Origin of the sequence: Coleofasciculaceae cyanobacterium, assembly GCA_036703275.1 — a bacterium.
Classification (GTDB): Bacteria; Cyanobacteriota; Cyanobacteriia; order Cyanobacteriales; family Xenococcaceae; genus Waterburya.
On record DATNPK010000111.1, the window covers coordinates 292,414 to 309,589 of the forward strand.

Annotated in this window: 15 protein-coding genes; 11 read left to right on the plus strand and 4 right to left on the minus strand. The window is 38.8% G+C overall.

The genetic code is table 11. The features are described 5' to 3' along the window. The first annotated feature begins 88 nt into the window (after positions 1 to 88). Together V6C71_26285 and V6C71_26290 are read left to right on the plus strand one after the other, a co-directional pair. Positions 89 to 205, plus strand: coding sequence for a photosystem II reaction center protein I (locus V6C71_26285; protein HEY9771968.1), 117 nt, complete (start codon positions 89 to 91; stop codon positions 203 to 205). A gap of 132 nt (positions 206 to 337) precedes the next feature. Further along, positions 338 to 523, plus strand: a complete 186-nt coding sequence (locus V6C71_26290; protein HEY9771969.1) for a hypothetical protein — start codon at positions 338 to 340, stop codon at positions 521 to 523. A gap of 27 nt (positions 524 to 550) precedes the next feature. Here the strand turns inward: V6C71_26290 and ctpC are convergent, their stop codons facing one another. Next, complete coding sequence (gene ctpC, locus V6C71_26295) at positions 551 to 1,846, minus strand: carboxyl-terminal processing protease CtpC (protein ID HEY9771970.1); 1,296 nt, start codon at positions 1,844 to 1,846, stop codon at positions 551 to 553. A gap of 469 nt (positions 1,847 to 2,315) precedes the next feature. On the opposite strand from ctpC, the gene V6C71_26300 reads away from it, so the two are divergent. From V6C71_26300 to V6C71_26330, 7 genes are all read left to right on the plus strand, one after another. Continuing rightward, positions 2,316 to 3,086 (plus strand): FtsQ-type POTRA domain-containing protein, encoded by a 771-nt coding sequence (locus tag V6C71_26300; GenBank protein ID HEY9771971.1) that lies wholly within the window; start codon positions 2,316 to 2,318, stop codon positions 3,084 to 3,086. Positions 3,087 to 3,313: 227 nt separating this feature from the next. Further along, positions 3,314 to 4,594: a cell division protein FtsZ gene (gene ftsZ / locus V6C71_26305; GenBank protein ID HEY9771972.1), complete on the plus strand. Its 1,281-nt coding sequence runs from the start codon at positions 3,314 to 3,316 to the stop codon at positions 4,592 to 4,594. 17 nt (positions 4,595 to 4,611) lie between these two features. Next, positions 4,612 to 5,436, plus strand: coding sequence for a bifunctional hydroxymethylpyrimidine kinase/phosphomethylpyrimidine kinase (gene thiD, locus V6C71_26310; GenBank protein ID HEY9771973.1), 825 nt, complete (start codon positions 4,612 to 4,614; stop codon positions 5,434 to 5,436). A 21-nt stretch (positions 5,437 to 5,457) separates the two neighbouring features. Then, positions 5,458 to 5,958 carry an SMC-Scp complex subunit ScpB gene (scpB, locus tag V6C71_26315; protein ID HEY9771974.1) on the plus strand — a complete coding sequence of 167 codons (501 nt, stop codon included), beginning with the start codon at positions 5,458 to 5,460 and terminating at the stop codon, positions 5,956 to 5,958. A gap of 85 nt (positions 5,959 to 6,043) precedes the next feature. Beyond that, on the plus strand, positions 6,044 to 6,403 hold the full coding sequence (locus V6C71_26320) for a DUF760 domain-containing protein (GenBank protein HEY9771975.1): 360 nt from the start codon (positions 6,044 to 6,046) through the stop codon (positions 6,401 to 6,403). A 749-nt stretch (positions 6,404 to 7,152) separates the two neighbouring features. Then, on the plus strand, positions 7,153 to 8,193 hold the full coding sequence (gene glpX / locus V6C71_26325) for a class II fructose-bisphosphatase (protein HEY9771976.1): 1,041 nt from the start codon (positions 7,153 to 7,155) through the stop codon (positions 8,191 to 8,193). Positions 8,194 to 8,474: 281 nt separating this feature from the next. Then, a complete protein-coding gene (locus tag V6C71_26330; GenBank protein ID HEY9771977.1) occupies positions 8,475 to 9,764 on the plus strand; it encodes a glutamyl-tRNA reductase in 1,290 nt (429 codons plus the stop codon). Between the two features lie 168 nt (positions 9,765 to 9,932). Here the strand turns inward: V6C71_26330 and V6C71_26335 are convergent, their stop codons facing one another. Further along, entirely contained in the window at positions 9,933 to 10,865 is a 933-nt protein-coding gene (locus tag V6C71_26335) for a lysylphosphatidylglycerol synthase domain-containing protein (GenBank protein ID HEY9771978.1), read from the minus strand. Positions 10,866 to 10,877: 12 nt separating this feature from the next. Next, positions 10,878 to 13,448, minus strand: coding sequence for a tetratricopeptide repeat protein (locus V6C71_26340; GenBank protein ID HEY9771979.1), 2,571 nt, complete (start codon positions 13,446 to 13,448; stop codon positions 10,878 to 10,880). Between the two features lie 304 nt (positions 13,449 to 13,752). On the opposite strand from V6C71_26340, the gene V6C71_26345 reads away from it, so the two are divergent. Further along, positions 13,753 to 13,917, plus strand: coding sequence for a hypothetical protein (locus V6C71_26345; protein ID HEY9771980.1), 165 nt, complete (start codon positions 13,753 to 13,755; stop codon positions 13,915 to 13,917). Between the two features lie 684 nt (positions 13,918 to 14,601). Here V6C71_26345 and V6C71_26350 read toward each other — a convergent pair. Next, positions 14,602 to 14,826 (minus strand): hypothetical protein, encoded by a 225-nt coding sequence (locus V6C71_26350; GenBank protein ID HEY9771981.1) that lies wholly within the window; start codon positions 14,824 to 14,826, stop codon positions 14,602 to 14,604. A gap of 553 nt (positions 14,827 to 15,379) precedes the next feature. On the opposite strand from V6C71_26350, the gene V6C71_26355 reads away from it, so the two are divergent. After that, entirely contained in the window at positions 15,380 to 17,149 is a 1,770-nt protein-coding gene (locus V6C71_26355; protein ID HEY9771982.1) for a S8 family peptidase, read from the plus strand. Positions 17,150 to 17,176: the final 27 nt, after the last annotated feature.

A 17,176-nucleotide genomic window follows, 5' to 3' on the forward strand; every position in this document is an offset into this window, starting at 1 on the left:
CTTTTTCTGTTGCTGGGTTTAATTTTGAAACAAAAATACTCGTTAATATTTTTGTCAATTTATTTAGATTTATCAGGAGAAAATTAACATGGCTACTCTCAAAATTGCTGTTTATATCACCGTCTTTTTCTTTATCGGATTATTTATCTTCGGTTTTTTATCCAGCGATCCTTCTCGTAACCCTGGTCGTAGCGACTCAGAATAATTTTCTGGTAGGTTAACCTACATAGATAAAAAAGGGGCTGTTTAATCGCCCCTTTTTTTAATGATTGCTAAGTTTGAATATATAGCTCGAAGCTAATTGAGCGAAAATATAATCGAAGTTGATTTAAAAAGTATGAGTAATACTGAGCAATTTTGGTATGTAATCCAACAAAAAGACGGAACTTGTGATGTTAAGAGCTTTGACAGCAAACAAGCAAAAACCCCAGAGCAAGAACAATGGGGTTCATATGATACTGAACAAGCAGCGATCGCCAAAAAGATTGGTTTAATTCGAGCCGGAAAGTGTCAACCTCAGTAATTATTTAAGCAACTAATTATTTTTATTTTATTTAGTTGCTTGGGGTTCGCCTGATTTCTGTGCTTGAATATTCTCGGTCAAAATATCAAGTGCTTTAGAGAATTGAGGATCTTGTTCTGTTCCCACTTTAGAGCGATCGCCACCATAAAGCTCTTCTAGCTGTTTATCACTTAATTTGACCACCACATCAGGTGGAATGCCTTCTTTATTAATATCTCGACCACTAGGAGTAAGATATTTAGCGATCGTAACCGCCAAACCTGAACCATCGCCTAAAGGACGAACTGATTGCACTAAGCCTTTGCCAAAAGTTTTTGTTCCTAACAGGGTGCCTCGTTTGTTATCCTGCAAAGCACCAGAGAGAATTTCACTGGCACTGGCTGAACCTTCATTCACCAAAACCACTAGTGGTTTATCAGTTAAAGCTTTCTGGTTGGCTGTTTCGCGCTCGCTTAGTCCTTGGCGATCGACCGTAGATACAATCGTACCTTCATCAATCCACATTCGAGCAATATTAATACTGGAATAGAGTAAACCGCCAGGATTAGAGCGTAAATCTAAAATATAACCAACAACCCCCTCTTTTTCTTGTTCTTTAATTGCCTTCTGCATATCTTTTGCCGCGTTTTCATTAAAGGTAGTCAGGCGAATATAACCAACTTTTCCCAGTTCACTATCTTTGACGCTAGCTCTAACAGGATGAATTTCAATTCTTTCGCGAGTAATGTTATAGTCACGCGCATTTCCATTACGCTCGATTGTTAGGGTGACTTTGCTGCCTCTTTCTCCCCTAATTAAATTGACAGCATCATTAACATCCATTCCCTTAGTATCAGTACCGTCAATTTTCACAATCAGATCTTGAGCCAAAATTCCCGATTCAAAGGCAGGAGTATCCTCAATCGGCGAGATAACTATCAGCCTATCGGTTTTTTCATCCTTAGCAATTTGAATTCCTACTCCAGTTAATTCCCCAGAAGTATCAATTTGCATATTTTGAAACTCTTCTGGATTCATGAAGCGCGTATAAGGATCTTCAAGCTTACCCAGCATTTCACGAATCGCTTTGTAGGCATCTTCTTGATTGCCATAGGAAGCGTCATTGATATATTCTTGCCTAACTTTCAGCCAATCCGTATGGTTAAAGGTTGTATCGACATATTGATAGTTAATTATCTGCCAAACTTCATCAATCGTTTCTTTAGGGCCACTTTGAATCAAAGCTTGACTTTGAGACAGATGAATCCCAGCACCTGTAACCGCTACCGTTGATAAAGCTACAGCAGTCGCTCCCAGAACTAGTCCTTTTTTGGTAATTACCATAGGCTTAAAAATATAATAAATATTGTCAAAGTAAAAAACGGCAAGAGATTTCTATAATTAAAGTTTAATCTACCACAGGTGAGTTTGACGTTTGGTGACTTGAGAACATCCTGTAGCAATATTCAAAATTTAGCGCTATTTTGCGATTGACTATCTAAAAAGTTAGAGTCATCACTCATTTGTGCTAGCAGCTTTTCAATTTAACAGTTAATATAATTTAGTTTGGTTTATTCTGGCTGCATATCTTTCAAATAATCCAATAGCTTAATCCCTTTTAAGTAAAAAAAGATCTAATATAATAATTTCTCTCGGCAAGCGTATTTAGCAGTGTTGCTCTTTGATAACCGTCTTTTAAATCAATATAGACATGATCTTTGCCAACCAAAAACTAGAAAATTTTGCTCACCAGCATTTTTAAATTACTGTCTTAACAATTGCTGTCATCTTTTTTAGCTCTAAATATAAGACCATGAACGCATTTCCACCACCACAGCTACAACAGAAACTAGCTTTGGTTAAGCTTCAACAACGTCGTTTAGCTCGCATTTCTTTGTGGAGATCGTGCTTGGTAATTTGCTGTAGTATGGCTCTTGGTTTAGCGGCAACTTTGCCCTACTGTCAGATTAAACATCAAAGTCAAATTAAAATTGATGGTGCCAAACTAGTAAGTGAAAACACTATTCATACTGCATTAAATTTTACTTATCCCCAATTTATCTGGGCAGTAAACGGAATAGATTTAACCCAAAAAATTGAATTGATTCCTTCAGTTGCGGTAGCTAAGGTAAATAGGCGTATTGTACCTCCTCAAATTATCATCTCTCTTCAAGAAAAAACTCCTATAGCTTTAGCTACATTTCAAGGAAAAATTGGTTTTTTAGATTCTCAGGGGGAATGGATTGCTCAAAAATTTTATAACAATATAAATGATAACTATGCTCTACCAAAACTCAAAGTAATCGACTATAAAACACAGCTTAGAGCAACTTGGAGCGAGATATATCAGTTAATATCTCTTTATCCCGAACTAAAAATTGATGAAGTACATTGGAATCAATCTAATAGCCTGTTTCTACATACGAAGATAGGACAGGTATTTTTGGGTTCAGAATCATCCAGGTTAGAGCAGCAGTTTAAAATTATGGCCAAACTAGAAAATTTGCCATCATATCTTAAAAGCAGTGAAATTAATTACATAGATTTAAGTAATCCTGATGTATATTTAATTCAAAAGTACTAGTAAGCGTAAAAGATAATCAACAATCCGTACATACACTGATTTAATTTTATTACCTTGACAATTGATCCAGTAATTTCTTGGAGGATGGTTAGATTTATGTGTTTAATAATTACAAAAACTTTAATATTTCATCCAGATTAAATTACCCAGATGATAATAAATTAAGTTAAGCTACTAAATTAAATTTTGTATAAGAAAACCAAGCGCGGAAACTTAGATGTACGCCCATGTCTTTAAAGAAAAAAATCGTTAGTACTTTCAATAATGAAGTTAACTATAATAATTCTGAGTTACCCTTAGCTTTAGGAAATAATTCTTTAGGTGGCGGGATGGGGATGCCTTTTAGAAACAACAGTAGTTCCCAAATTCCCAAAGAAGAAATTAGGAGTAATAAAATAGTGCCGAGTAATGTCGCCAAGATTAAAGTAATAGGCGTGGGTGGTGGCGGCTGTAATGCTGTTAATCGCATGATCGAAAGCCAGGTATCGGGTATTGAATTTTGGGCAATAAATACCGATGCTCAAGCTCTGGATAATGCTCAAGCACCTCAGAAGCTACAGATTGGGCAAAAAATCACTAGAGGTTTAGGCGCTGGAGGTAATCCCGCTATTGGACAAAAAGCAGCAGAGGAGTCACGGGATGAATTGGCTCATGCTTTAGAAAATACGGATTTAGTCTTTATTACCGCTGGCATGGGAGGCGGTACAGGTACTGGAGCAGCACCGATCGCAGCAGAAGTAGCCAAAGAGATGGGCTGTCTTACCGTAGGAGTTGTAACTCGTCCCTTTACGTTTGAGGGCAGAAGACGCACTAAACAGGCAGAAAAAGGAATCGAAGCTTTTCGCAGTCGAGTAGACACTTTAATTGTTATTCCCAACAATCAGTTATTATCAGTGATATCTCCTGAAACTCCTGTTCAAGAGGCTTTTGGCGTAGCCGATGATGTCTTGCGCCAGGGTGTACAAGGAATCTCAGACATTATTACAATTCCTGGTTTAATTAACGTTGACTTTGCCGATGTTCGAGCAATTATGGCAGATGCAGGTTCGGCATTAATGGGAATTGGCATGGGTTCAGGCAAGTCTCGCGCTAGAGAAGCTGCGATCGCTGCGGTTTCTTCTCCTTTGCTAGAAGCATCAATTCACGGTGCTAAGGGTGTGGTAATTAATATTACAGGCGGGTATGACCTGACGCTTCACGAGGTCAATGCTGCTGCCGACAGCATTTATGAGGTAGTTGATGAAGATGCCAACATCATTTTTGGGGCTGTAATCGATGAAAGCATGGACGGCGAAGTTAGGATTACCGTTATTGCCACGGGATTTGATGGTGAAACGGAAGAGTTTGAACTAGAAGAGCCACAGGCACAGGCACAGGTAGAACCTAGAAAAACCTTTCAGACTATGACAGCAGCGCCCCAGCCAGACAGAAGCAAAGTTAAGGAAAGCGATCGCAGTCGCATCGAAATTCCTGACTTTTTACAGCGAAGACGCTTTCCTAAAAACTAAACGGGCAACAGAGACTTATGATCCAGGTAGCTCTAACTATTGCTGGTTCTGATAGTGGTGGCGGGGCGGGAATTCAAGCCGATCTAAAAACTTTTGCTATGCACTGTGTTCATGGTGCTAGCGCAATTACCTGCGTTACGGCTCAAAATACTCTTGGGGTAAATCGAGTAGAAGCAATGAGCGTAGCGACGGTTACAGCTCAAGTGGAAGCGGTAACTGCGGATTTAAGGGTTCAAGCCATTAAAACAGGAATGTTATTAAACCGTGAGATTATTGTTGCCGTTGCTCAGTTGGTAGACAAATATAGCTTTAAACGGTTAGTAGTAGATCCTGTGATGGTTTCTCGCACAGGAGTACAGCTAATTGACCAAGAGGCGATCGCCTCTTTACAAAATCAACTGATTCCTCAAGCTCTGATTGTTACTCCTAACCGCTATGAAGCTCAAATACTCAGTGGTTTGACTATCAACAGTCTTGAGCAACTTAAGCAAGCTGCGATCGTCATTCATCGTAGCTCAGGAGCAAAAGTAGTTTTGGCCAAAGGAGGAGGCTTGTCTGGTAATGAGCAGGGAGTAGACGTTTGGTATGATGGTCAAGAACTTAAAATTCTGTCAGCCAAAACAATCGACACCAAGAATACTCATGGCACAGGTTGTACTCTCTCCGCCGCAGTATGTGCCAATTTGGCTTTAGGTAAAGATTTATGGTCGGCAGTAGTTGATGCTAAACAATACGTCACCATCGCTTTGGAGCATTCTTTAGATATTGGTGCAGGTAATGGTCCTGTCGGTCATTTTTTCCCTTTATTAAACTCAGATTTTCTAATTGATGACACGCCCTAGGCTAAACAGCACATAAGTGAAATGAAATTAGCGACTAAAATTGAAGCAATTATTTACATTAAAGGCAGACCGCTTTCAGTTGAGGAAATATTTGCCTGTCTCCATCATCAAGACTTAGAATCGAGCAAAATGTCTCAAAGCGATCGCGAATTGATTGAAGACGGATTGATTGAATTAATGAGTGATTATGCCCATCGCAGCAGTGCCTTAGAGATTATAGAAACGACCGCAGGTTACAGCCTACAGCTCAAAAATGACTACGAATATTTGCTTCAAGAATTAGTCCCAGCCGAGTTGGGCAAGGGAGCATTACGAACCTTGGCAGCAGTTGCCCTCAAAAATCCCATACTTCAAACCGAATTAATCGATTTGCGGGGTAGTAGTGCTTATCAGCAGGTGTCTGAACTAGTTAAGCTAGGTTTCATACGTAAACGAGAACAAGCAGACGGTCGTTCATACTGGCTAGAGGTGACTAATAAATTTCACCAATACTTTGAAATCAGCAACATGGCTATATCTTAGCCACTTTACCTCCTGTTTTTTACTAGCGGTTAGCACTAAAATTGTGTCAAAGTATAAAGAGCGTACATCCATAATTGGGTAACGAATGATATTTAACTTTGATTTTCTAAACTCTGAATCACAAGAGCAAAGCTACAATACCTTGATGCAGTATTTGCGTCAGCAACACCCCGAGGTTCTAGCACAGATTGCTTCGTCTGCTAGCCCAGATGTCAAGCAAATCATTTCCCAAAATGTGCAGGGTTTAGTCGGGATGCTTCCCTCAGGCGACTTTAATGTCAAGGTAACTACAGATCGAGAAAATTTAGCTCATTTGCTGGCTTCGGCGATGATGACCGGCTACTTTTTATGCCAAATGGAAAAAAGAATGGATTTAGAGGAAAGCTTGTTAGATTCATCTGCCAACCATTCCTTATCAGATGATTCCTCCGAATCTGAACTTTAAGCTCAATTAAAATTTTGGCTCTGGTTTCACACAAAATAGACCAAATAAAATTGTTCTTATTATTATTATAAGAACTATGAATTAATCGCCTTTGTCGACATAGGATTTGGCTTCACTACTATGACGAATATATTTTGCTGAAAATCAATCGCCTAACCGCCTTTGGCAAAGGTAAGCATAATCAAAACCGATAAAGCCATGCCTGGGGTAAGTAATAGGACCAAGGTAAGTAGTTCGCTGGATGTCATGATCGTAACGGTTCTGTACCGCGTAGTATAGATACTAAAATTTTTTATCTCTATTTATAGACTAACTATAAAATCCCCCATAGTTGGCTGGACTAAATGTTTTATTTAGAATTATGAAGTAATAATGTTGTAGTCAAATAACGATTTATAGACTAGCGCGCTGCTGTTTTTTTTAGTCTAGCAATAATGTATTTTTACCTAAAAGTTTTTTGGCGTTAACTCTATTTAATTAATCTTGAGAATACGCAGCTTTTTTTGCCACAAAATATAATAAAATACCTACTTGACAGCGAAAAACTCATTATTTTTAAAAAGTTGCATTTAATCTTAGTGTCTCTAAATCACAAACTAACTAAATACGTGAATAAACACTAAGCTATATTTTAAAGCTTATTAAAACTTAATAAATATCGGGGAGATACCTCTCTCTGATAGACTTTTGACTTGAGTGGACATCGCATTTGAAAAGAAATTTAACAATAAGCAATAGGGAGGAAAACCTTGCTGGAAACAACCCTCGGTTTGGAAATCATTGAGGTAGTAGAACAAGCTGCCATTGCCTCTGCTAAGTGGATGGGTAAAGGCGAAAAAGATACTGCTGATGAAGTCGCAGTAGAAGCAATGCGCGAACGCATGAACAAAATTAATATGCGCGGTCGAATCGTAATTGGGGAAGGAGAGCGAGATGATGCTCCCATGCTTTACATCGGCGAAGAAGTAGGTATTTGTACTCAGCCAGATGCCAAAAATTATTGTAATCCTGATGAACTAATTGAAATCGATATTGCAGTCGATCCTTGTGAGGGAACTAATCTAGTCGCATATGGACAAAATGGGTCTATGGCGGTTTTGGCAATTTCGGAGAAGGGTGGACTATTTGCTGCACCCGACTTTTACATGAAAAAGCTAGCAGCACCACCATTAGCTCAAGGTCATGTTGATATTAACAAATCTGCTACAGAAAATCTTAAAATTCTTTCAGACTGCCTTAATCGTTCTATTGAAGAACTAGTAGTGGTAGTGATGGATCGTTCTCGTCACCAAGATCTGATTAAAGAAATTAGAGATGCAGGAGCTAGAGTTAGATTAATTGCCGATGGTGACGTATCTGCGGCTATTTCCTGCGCTTTCTCTGGCTCAAATATCCATGCTTTGATGGGTATCGGCGCTGCTCCTGAAGGAGTTATTTCTGCTGCTGCTATGCGTTGTTTAGGTGGACACTTTCAAGGACAGTTGATTTATGACCCTGCTGTGGTCAAAACTGGCTTAATTGGTGAAAGCAAAGAAAGCAATCTTGCCAGACTCGAAGAGATGGGCATTAAAGATCCAGATAAAGTCTATGGCGCCGAAGAACTTGCTGGTGGTCAAACAGTTTTATTCGCTGCTTGTGGTATCACTCCTGGTACATTGATGAACGGCGTTCGCTTTTTCAAAGGTGGTGCGAGAACTCAAAGCCTAGTCATCTCTTCTCAATCTAAAACTGCCCGTTTTGTCGATACAGTACACATGTTCGGTCAGCCAAAATCTTTACAATTAAGATAAAGTACTGGTTCAGATTCTAGCCAGGACATAGGTTACAATTTGCTTATAGCTTAAGATATGTAAACCCTGGTTAAGTAAGAGTCTATTTGGCATGGTAAGGCTGTATAAATTGATAAGGTGAAAGGCAACTAGTAAAAAAAGGAATCTTTTACTGTTGCCTTTTTCTTACCTAAATTTTGAATAAAAAACTTGATAAAGATAAAACTATCAAATATTAAAAAATCTTTTGCTTTGATTTTCACCTAGGTCATTTAGTTGAAGCAAAATTTGCAAAAAACATAATGAATATTGTAGTTGTTGGTTTAAGTCACAAAACTGCTTCTGTGGAAGTGCGCGAGAAACTAAGTATCCCAGAAGCCCAGATTGAAGAAGCGATCGCATTACTGAAAAGCTATCCACACATCCAGGAAATAGCGATCATTAGTACTTGCAATCGTCTAGAAATTTATGGCGTAGCTACAGACATGGAGCAAGGAGTGAGAGAGATTAGCCAGTTTTTGGCAGACAAAGCTAAAGTTTGTCTACGGGAGCTTCGTCCTAATCTATTTACGCTTTTGAGAGAAGATGCTCTGCGTCATCTAATGCGAGTCTCGGCTGGTTTAGAAAGTTTAGTTTTGGGCGAAGGGCAAATATTGGCTCAGGTTAAAAAGACTCACAAGTTAGGACATAAATACAATGGTTTAGGCAGATTACTAGACCGTTTATTCAAACAGGCGATCTCTGCGGGGAAAAGAGTTCGCAATGAAACTAGTATCGGTACGGGTGCAGTTTCGATTAGCTCTGCTGCTGTAGAACTAGTTTATACCAAGGTAGATAATTTACCAGACTATAACATTACTATCGTTGGAGCTGGTAAAATGGCTTGCTTGCTAGTCAAGCATTTGCTATCTAAAGGAGCAACCAAAATCTCCATCGTTAATCGTTCTCATCGTCGGGCGCAAGAACTTTGCAGTAATTTTTCTCAGGCTAAACTGGCTATCTATCCGCTCGACGAAATGATGCAGGCGATCGCCAATTCAGATTTAGTGTTTACTAGCACCGGAGCGACTCAACCTATATTAGACCGTGCTAAGTTAGAGGCTCATCTAACTTTAGATAGAGACTTGATGCTGGTGGATATTTCTGTTCCGCGCAACATTGCATCTGATGTTAGCCAAGTAGGTTGCGTTAGTGCTTATAATGTGGATGATCTCAAAGCAGTAGTAGCAGCCAACCAAGAGAGCCGACGCAAAATAGCCCAGGAAGCTGAAGGCATTATTGAACAAGAAGTTGCTAACTATATCCTCTGGTGGCGATCGCTAGAAACAGTGCCGACTATTAGCTGTTTACGTAGCAAGGTAGAAACTATTCGCGAACAAGAAATGGAAAAAGCCCTGTCTAGATTGGGTTCGGAGTTTGGGGAAAAGCATCAGGAAGTAATTGAAGCTTTAACCAGAGGCATTGTGAATAAGATTCTCCATGAGCCGATGGTGCAGCTAAGAGCGCAGCAGGATATTGAAGCGCGTCGTCATTGTTTGCGATCGCTGCAAATGCTGTTCGATCTCGATACTACAGAAGAGCAATATAGTTAGGATTATCAATCTTCTTGCTAGTTTGCATTGATTAATTGGTTTTTGAGTTCAAAAGTTAAGAGTCAGGAGTTTCGCACAACCTGGGTGATTTAAAGCAAAAGCTGGTCTGTAGGTAGCAGCTTCGACAACTGAAAGCGCGATCTAGTCTTTGTTACTAGGTTGCGTTTTTTAACGTAGCTCAAGACTAACTAGTGCGGCGATCGCTTCGGCTAGAATGCTAATGAGCCGATATAAGGCAACTGCTGCGATTTCGGTAGGAAACTGGGAATCATCTAAAAGTCCGTAAGCGGTAACTTCAAATACCCCTAATCCTCCTGGTGCGCCTGGAACAACTAAGCCAAGTAGCCAAGCGAAACTAAAGGCGGTAAATAGTTGCGGAATCTGTTGCCACGTTACAGACTGTAAGGCGACAAAAGTTAGGATGAATCCGATTCCGCGAAAGATAACAAATCCTATTTCTCCCAGAAAAGGAAAAAGCGGATATTTGGTTAATTTAACTGCTTCGGTTGCGCTTGGCAAGCTAGCCCTAGGCATCGCATCGGCTTTATTTTTACTACGGCTTAAACGATGCAGCAAAGCATTGAGAATGCGAGGCTGAATACTTATCAGTACTACTGTTAAGCTTGCTAACTGTAGCCAAGCCGCTTTAGCATCGACTTTAGCCCCGTCTAAGCTGCTGCTAATGATGCCAATAAGTAAGGCTGCTGCTGCCATTAGTAATGGCTCTAATAAAACGCTAAGAGTTGCTGCGCTTCTTGAACCATTTTGATTAACTACTGTGGTAATTCTGCCGTAAAAATGCCAAATATTGCCTGGAGAGTATTTGGCGATGTTGGTTAATAAATAGACTCTGATGCCTTGCTTGACTCCTAGAGGCTGCTTAAAAATAGCGAGAATCCAGGTCCAAACCCAACCTGACCAAACATGAGCCATGATGGTTATGGTTAAGGCGATCGCCAATGTCAGCCAGCCTTGGCCATCAACACGAACTACTGCTACTTCAGCAAAGCGATCTTTGACTGTCTTGAGCAGAAAAAATAAAACCCCTCCTAAAATAAACCAACGTAGATAAGGTTTAATCTGCGCCAGTACTTTTCTCATTCATTCTTTACTTTAAATACCTAATCTAGTTTCAACTCTTGCCAAAGATTTAGTAGCTGCTTCCCAATCTGGGTTTAATTCAACTGCTTTTTGATAATATTCGCTTGCAGTTTGATATTGTTGCAAATATTCGGCGACAGAACCTTTGCCGTACCAAGCTTCATAATAATTGGGATTTATAGCTAATGCTCGGTCATAAGAATCTATAGCTTGGTCATATAGTCTAATTGCCTTTTGAGTATTACCCAACCCAATTAAAGCAGGAAGATAATCAAGCTTGATCGCCAGTGCTTCATTATAAGCCTCGATCGCCGATTGATATTCTTTTTGCTGGTAATATAACTTGCCTAAATTGTTCCACGGAACAAAACTACGATTAGGATCGAGGGAAATCGCTTTTTTAAAGTCAAAAATTGCTCGCGCAGGCTGTTCTAGCCGAGTATATGCCTCACCACGGTTGTTCCATAGCCAAACATTTTCAGGATCAATTTTGATTGCTTGATTATAGGAAGCGATCGCAGCTTCATATTTTTTGAGACTATAGAAAGTTAAAGCTTTACAGTTCCAAAGCTGAGGACTTTGATAATATCTGAGTGCTGTGCTACAGGTTTGCAAGGCTGCTTGATAGTCATTCAACTGTCGTTCAGCTTTTGCTTTTTTTAACCAAACCTGTTCAAAGTTTCTTACCTGTCCTCTTGTATTTGGTAGTTTATTCAGTCCATTACTATAATAATCAACCGCTTGCTGATACTGATTTGCTTCTAGTTTAATATCTCCTTTGTAAAATTCTAAGATTGCTACCCTTTGCGCCCATTGAGTCAGCGCAATTATAATCCCCAGACTTAAAACAGGCACAATTAAGAAATATTTGTATATTCCTCTAAATCTAGATTTGTGCTTAATTTTCTTAAGATCTTTAACTATTTTATTAAGGGATTGATATCTTTGATTTTTGTCTAGACAGATCATTTTGTCCAAAATTTGGGCAAAACTAGCACTAATTCTCGCTTTGCGATGCCACAATACTTCTCCAGTGCGAGGATTTTTTTCTAAGTCTTGGGGTTGAGTTCCTGTTAGTACGTGAATAGCAGTCATACCTAAAGCATAGATGTCACTCACATAAGTAGCTCTTCCAGCAATTTGTTCTGGAGGAATATATCCTGTCTTACTATCAGGAAGCGAATGAATCGCTTTATTAACCAAACTAAAATCAACTAAAGCCGTTTTATCCTCACCATGACGCCTGATGATGCTAGACGGCTTAATATTACCGTGGATGATTTGTTGCCGATGAAACGGATTTAAAGCTGTAGCAGTATCTACCAAGATATCAATAACCTCACTTTCGGAGAGGATAAACTGATCCTCGACAATTTGCGCCAAACTCTTTCCTTCAATATACTCTTGAACAATATAAATTTTAGTTTCGTCAACCAAATATTCGACAATTGCTGGAATTCGGCGATCTCGGTCAATAATTGATAAGTTGTTAAATCCTGACATTATCTCTTGGGTAACTTCAGATAATGATTGCCTCTCAGAATTTTGTAATCCTAGTATTTCAAGATAATAACGAGTGCTAGTTTTTTCTAAACTTTTCGCCACATAAGAATGCATTCCTCGATCGCCACCTAAATATTTGACCATCTGATATTTATTACCAATAGTCTTACCAATTATTTGCAAGGGAGCAAGATCGCGCAACACTTCGCTAGCATTACGATAGCGTTTTGAAATGTTGTCTGCCGTCATGCGATTAACAATTTTCAAAAAAGCTTCGCTAATAGCTATTTTTTTATTCCAAGCAACTGTAGAACCAGATTCAGTAGCTTCCCATTCCGTAGGAGACTTATCTGTCATGCCGAAAATCACAGTTTTGCCCAAGGCATAAATATCGCTACCATAAACTGGCTTACCATTATTTTGCTCTGGAGGCATATATCCTGGAGTACCAATAATTTGAGTTTGAACTTTTTGCTTGCTAGAGGCAAAAGCCAAAGTACCCATTTCTTTAACAGCACCAAAATCAATCAAAATCATCTTGCCATCCTGCTTGCGTCTAATTAGATTGGATGGTTTAATATCTCGGTGAATAATTCCCTGATAGTGAACAGATTTTAGAATGCCTAAAATATCAAACAAAAATTTAATTGCTTGAGTTTCGTTAAGCACTTGCCGATGAATTTCTTGCTCGAATTCTTCTCCTTCAACAAATTCTAAGACTAAATAAAATTGTTGGTTTTCTTCAAAATGACCGATAAATTCAGGAATTTGAGGATGTTTTCCTAGCCATTGCAAAACCATAGCTTCTGTTGCTAAACGCTCTTTGGCGCTTGCCCAAACTGAAGCACTATTAAATCTTGGCTGCAATTGTTTAACGGCACATTTAGTTTGCTTGGCTGACTGTTTGTCTAATGCTAAATAGGTAGTTGCAAAACCACCACTGCCAAGTTCTCTAACAATATAAAATCTTTGATTAAGTAGATCTCCTGTCTTAAGTGCTTTATAGCCATACTCAGCATTACGTTCAGAGTAGTAAGTTTCAGATTGGGAAATAGGAATAGTAAAGTCTGAGTCTGACATAACATATCTGGACGCAAGATTTATAAATTGTAGCGAACATTGGCAAAAGATAGCGATTTTACTTTAATTATTGCTAACCGTACCATACAAAAAGATACAGCAAGATAATTAGCTTAATTATCTTGACTATTTTATTACTTTTAAATAAGAAAACTTGTACTAATTATCTTTAATTTTGTTGAACAGGACTGAGGTTTATCTTGCTAAAAAAGCACAAGTTTACGATAATGTCTTTAGGTTAAATTTTAAGGTAAATTAATTTTTACCACATTTTGGATTTAGGTTCTGTTTCAAAATTTTATTTATGAGCTTTTTTCGCCAATATATAGCACCTTTCGCTGTCCTGTTAATTTTTTTGCTGGCTTTATTTGCCGTAAGTATACGTATCTTTCTCCCTTCAGATATGGCTGCTCCTGCTCCTGTTTCTGTGGAAGGTTTGAGTATGGTTATATCCCAGACTAAACCCTGACAGTTTGGGAGTTGACTATAGTATTAAAGTTGATTAGCTTGAGAAAAGTAAGGCGATCGATTAAAGATAAAGTTAAATTTAATAACTTTATCGTCTTTGCTTTGTATCCTTTAGATACAATAAGAAAATTTTGCTCCAGTTCTTTAAACTGGGTTGATTACCTACTAATCTTAGTTAATGATTGGTAATCGATTAATTGCCACCATTCTCTAAGTCCAATCTCTTCAATGTTTTTGCCATTAATTCGCACAAAAAATCGGTTATTTACGAGAAGATTTAAACTACCTTGTTTGCTGTCGTAGGTGTATTGTTCCCTTCCTAAAATATCGCCAATTTTGATTTTTTTATTATAGCCCTCGGTTGACTCTTGGCTGAACTCGGTGGTCAGCAAAAATGGAGCATATAGCGCAGAATTAAACGCCCAGTCAAAGATACTAACGGTAATTTCTTTCTCTTTTTGAGTATAAGTTTGACCAACGGTCCGTGCCGTCTCCGTCGTTTTATATGCCCTAAAGGATATGCCCTAAAGGATATGCCCTAAAGGATTCCCTTCGGTCTCGGAGCGGTATGCTTTAGCGCTAGCTTATACTAAAGCCCTAAAGGATTCCCTTCGGTCACACTCGCTTCGCGACGCGAAGCTAGTCCTTTAGGGCATCGTCCGAAGGTGTCCCTGAACGGATACACCTACGGATATACCATGCACGGGAATCCTTTAGGACGGCGGAGTAATCTGTGACTGATTTGAGAGATACCATAGTTGCCCAAAGAATTTGTTTCTGCGGTTAGTTCACCTGCTGCCCATCCTTGAGGTAGTTGAAGCAAATATTCAATCAATTCTTTAAAAGAAATTGGCTTAACAATATCTTGTTTAGCTATTTTTTCTTGAATAATGTCAGCATTTTTGCTCAATTTTATAGCCTTTTCAATAGCTTAAAAGGGATTTTGACGAAGATTTATTTCTTCAATTTCCAAAGTCTGAATTGGTAATTTTGATTAATGCCACACCCTATCGGTATTGTCAAAATAATTGAGTAATAATAATTGAGTAATAATAGTTTTTACTGTCAAAAATATTGTTGACTTACTAAAGTTAATTAATATATGTAAAATTAATTAATATATGTAAACAAATCTAAGAGAACTTTAAATAAAAAAGCGACTAATTATTATTAATAAAAGTAATGGCTAAATAAAAGACAAACAGGATTTCATCTGACAAGACACATCTAAGCCAGTTAATGTTCCTCCACGTGAACAGTACTTCGCCTTCCAAAGACAAAGTAAACTTATCGTTTGAATCAAGCGATCGCTTAAATTACACAATCATACCAAGCCGCAACCAAATCAAGGTAAATTATTGCTTCGGCTAATTCTTAATTAAAGATTAGCTACATAAACAGTTGTTATATAAGAGTTACGTTATCTTAGTAAATAAGAAAATAATATTTATTCAGAAGTAGCCATGAAAAAGCTAGTGCTGCTGTGCTTATTTGTTTTGGGAATTGGATTCGCTTTGTTCAATTTTCAAAGACTGGCACAACAAGGAGAATTTGACTCAATTATTGTAGATTTTAAAGAAGAAGTGCCGATCGCCCAGATTAGCGAAGAAATCCAAGCACTGTCACTAAAATACAATCAACAGGTCGATCTAAACAGCATTTTTTCAATTGACGATCGCATTTACATTGTTGAAGGGGACAAAAAAACCCTGAAAGAATTAAAGCGATCGTCTTTAAGTAAAGATACCGAATATATTGAAGCTAATTATCTATATAAAGCTTTTGCTGTTCCCAACGATCCTGAATACACTAAGCAATGGAACTTCCGTAATATTAATGTAGAACAAGCCTGGGATGAATCCAACGGAGCAGGAGTCACTGTTGCGGTTATTGATACGGGAGTAAGTAAAGTCCCCGATTTAAAATTGACTAAGTTTGTCAAAGGCTACGATTTTGTCAACAATAAAGATGATGCTAGTGACGACAATGGACACGGTACTCATATAGCAGGAACTATTGCCCAGTCTACTAATAATGGCTATGGTGTAGCAGGTATTGCTTATGAAGCCAGTATTATGCCTCTAAAAGTTCTTTCTGGTAGCGGTGGTGGAACAATTGCCGATATTGCCGAATCAATCAAATTTGCTGCGGATAACGGTGCTAATGTCATCAATATGAGTTTAGGTGGTGGCGGTGCTAGCAACATGATGGCAGAAGCGATTAAATATGCCCACGGCAAAGGGGTAGTAATTGTTGCTGCTGCAGGAAATGAAGGACGTAACGCCTCATCCTATCCTGCTCGCTATCCTGATGTAATTAGCGTTTCGGCAATTGATGCTGCGGGTGACAAAGCTGCTTACTCTAACTTTGGTGCAGGAATAGATATTTCCGCTCCTGGCGGTAGCGAAACAGGCAAAATTATTCAAAACACCTTAGACCCCACAACGGGAAAATCTGTGTTTGTTGGTTTCCAGGGAACTAGCATGGCTGCACCTCATGTAGCTGGAGTAGCTGCTTTGATTAGAGCGACTGGTGTTGATACTCCTGAAGAAATTTTAGACATTCTCAAACAATCTTCTCGCAAGGTACAAGAAGATCATCTCAATCATTTCGGCTCAGGACATTTAGATGCCAATGCAGCAGTTCAGCTAGCTCTTAAAGGCCAAATTACCTTTAACGATTTCTTCCGCTGGTTGCGTAAGAGTGGCTATCTCAATCTTGGTTTTTGGATTGATGGTGGTGCAGTGGCTCTATTACCTAAACTGGGGATGGTAATTGGTTCTTATTTACTAGCTTGGTTCTTACGAAACTATATCCCTTTTACCCTTGGTTTAAACGGCGGTCTAATTTTTGGTAGTTCTGGCTTATTTTTCCTTCAGGGACTATATTGGTTCGATTTACCACAGTGGCCAATGCGTCTATTTGGCAGCTCTCTTCCCGAATTGGGAAATATTGTTTTCGGTAACCCTAATTTCAATCCCTTATTTGCCAGTGCTTTAATTCCTTTTATTTTGATAGCTTTATTACTCGGACATCCTAGCCTGAAATGGTTTGCTATTGGTTCTAGCATTGGTGTTGCTGCTTGTTTAGGAGTTAGTGCTTTTGCCGATCCTGGTATTTGGCTCTTAGGCAGTGGTGCGATCGCTCGTGGTTATCTACTAGTTAATGCTTCTATCTGTTTGGGTTTGGCATATTTAGCTAGCCAAAAGGAAAAGCAACGAGTAAGTCTTTGAAGGATGAGGGATGAAGATAGCGATCTG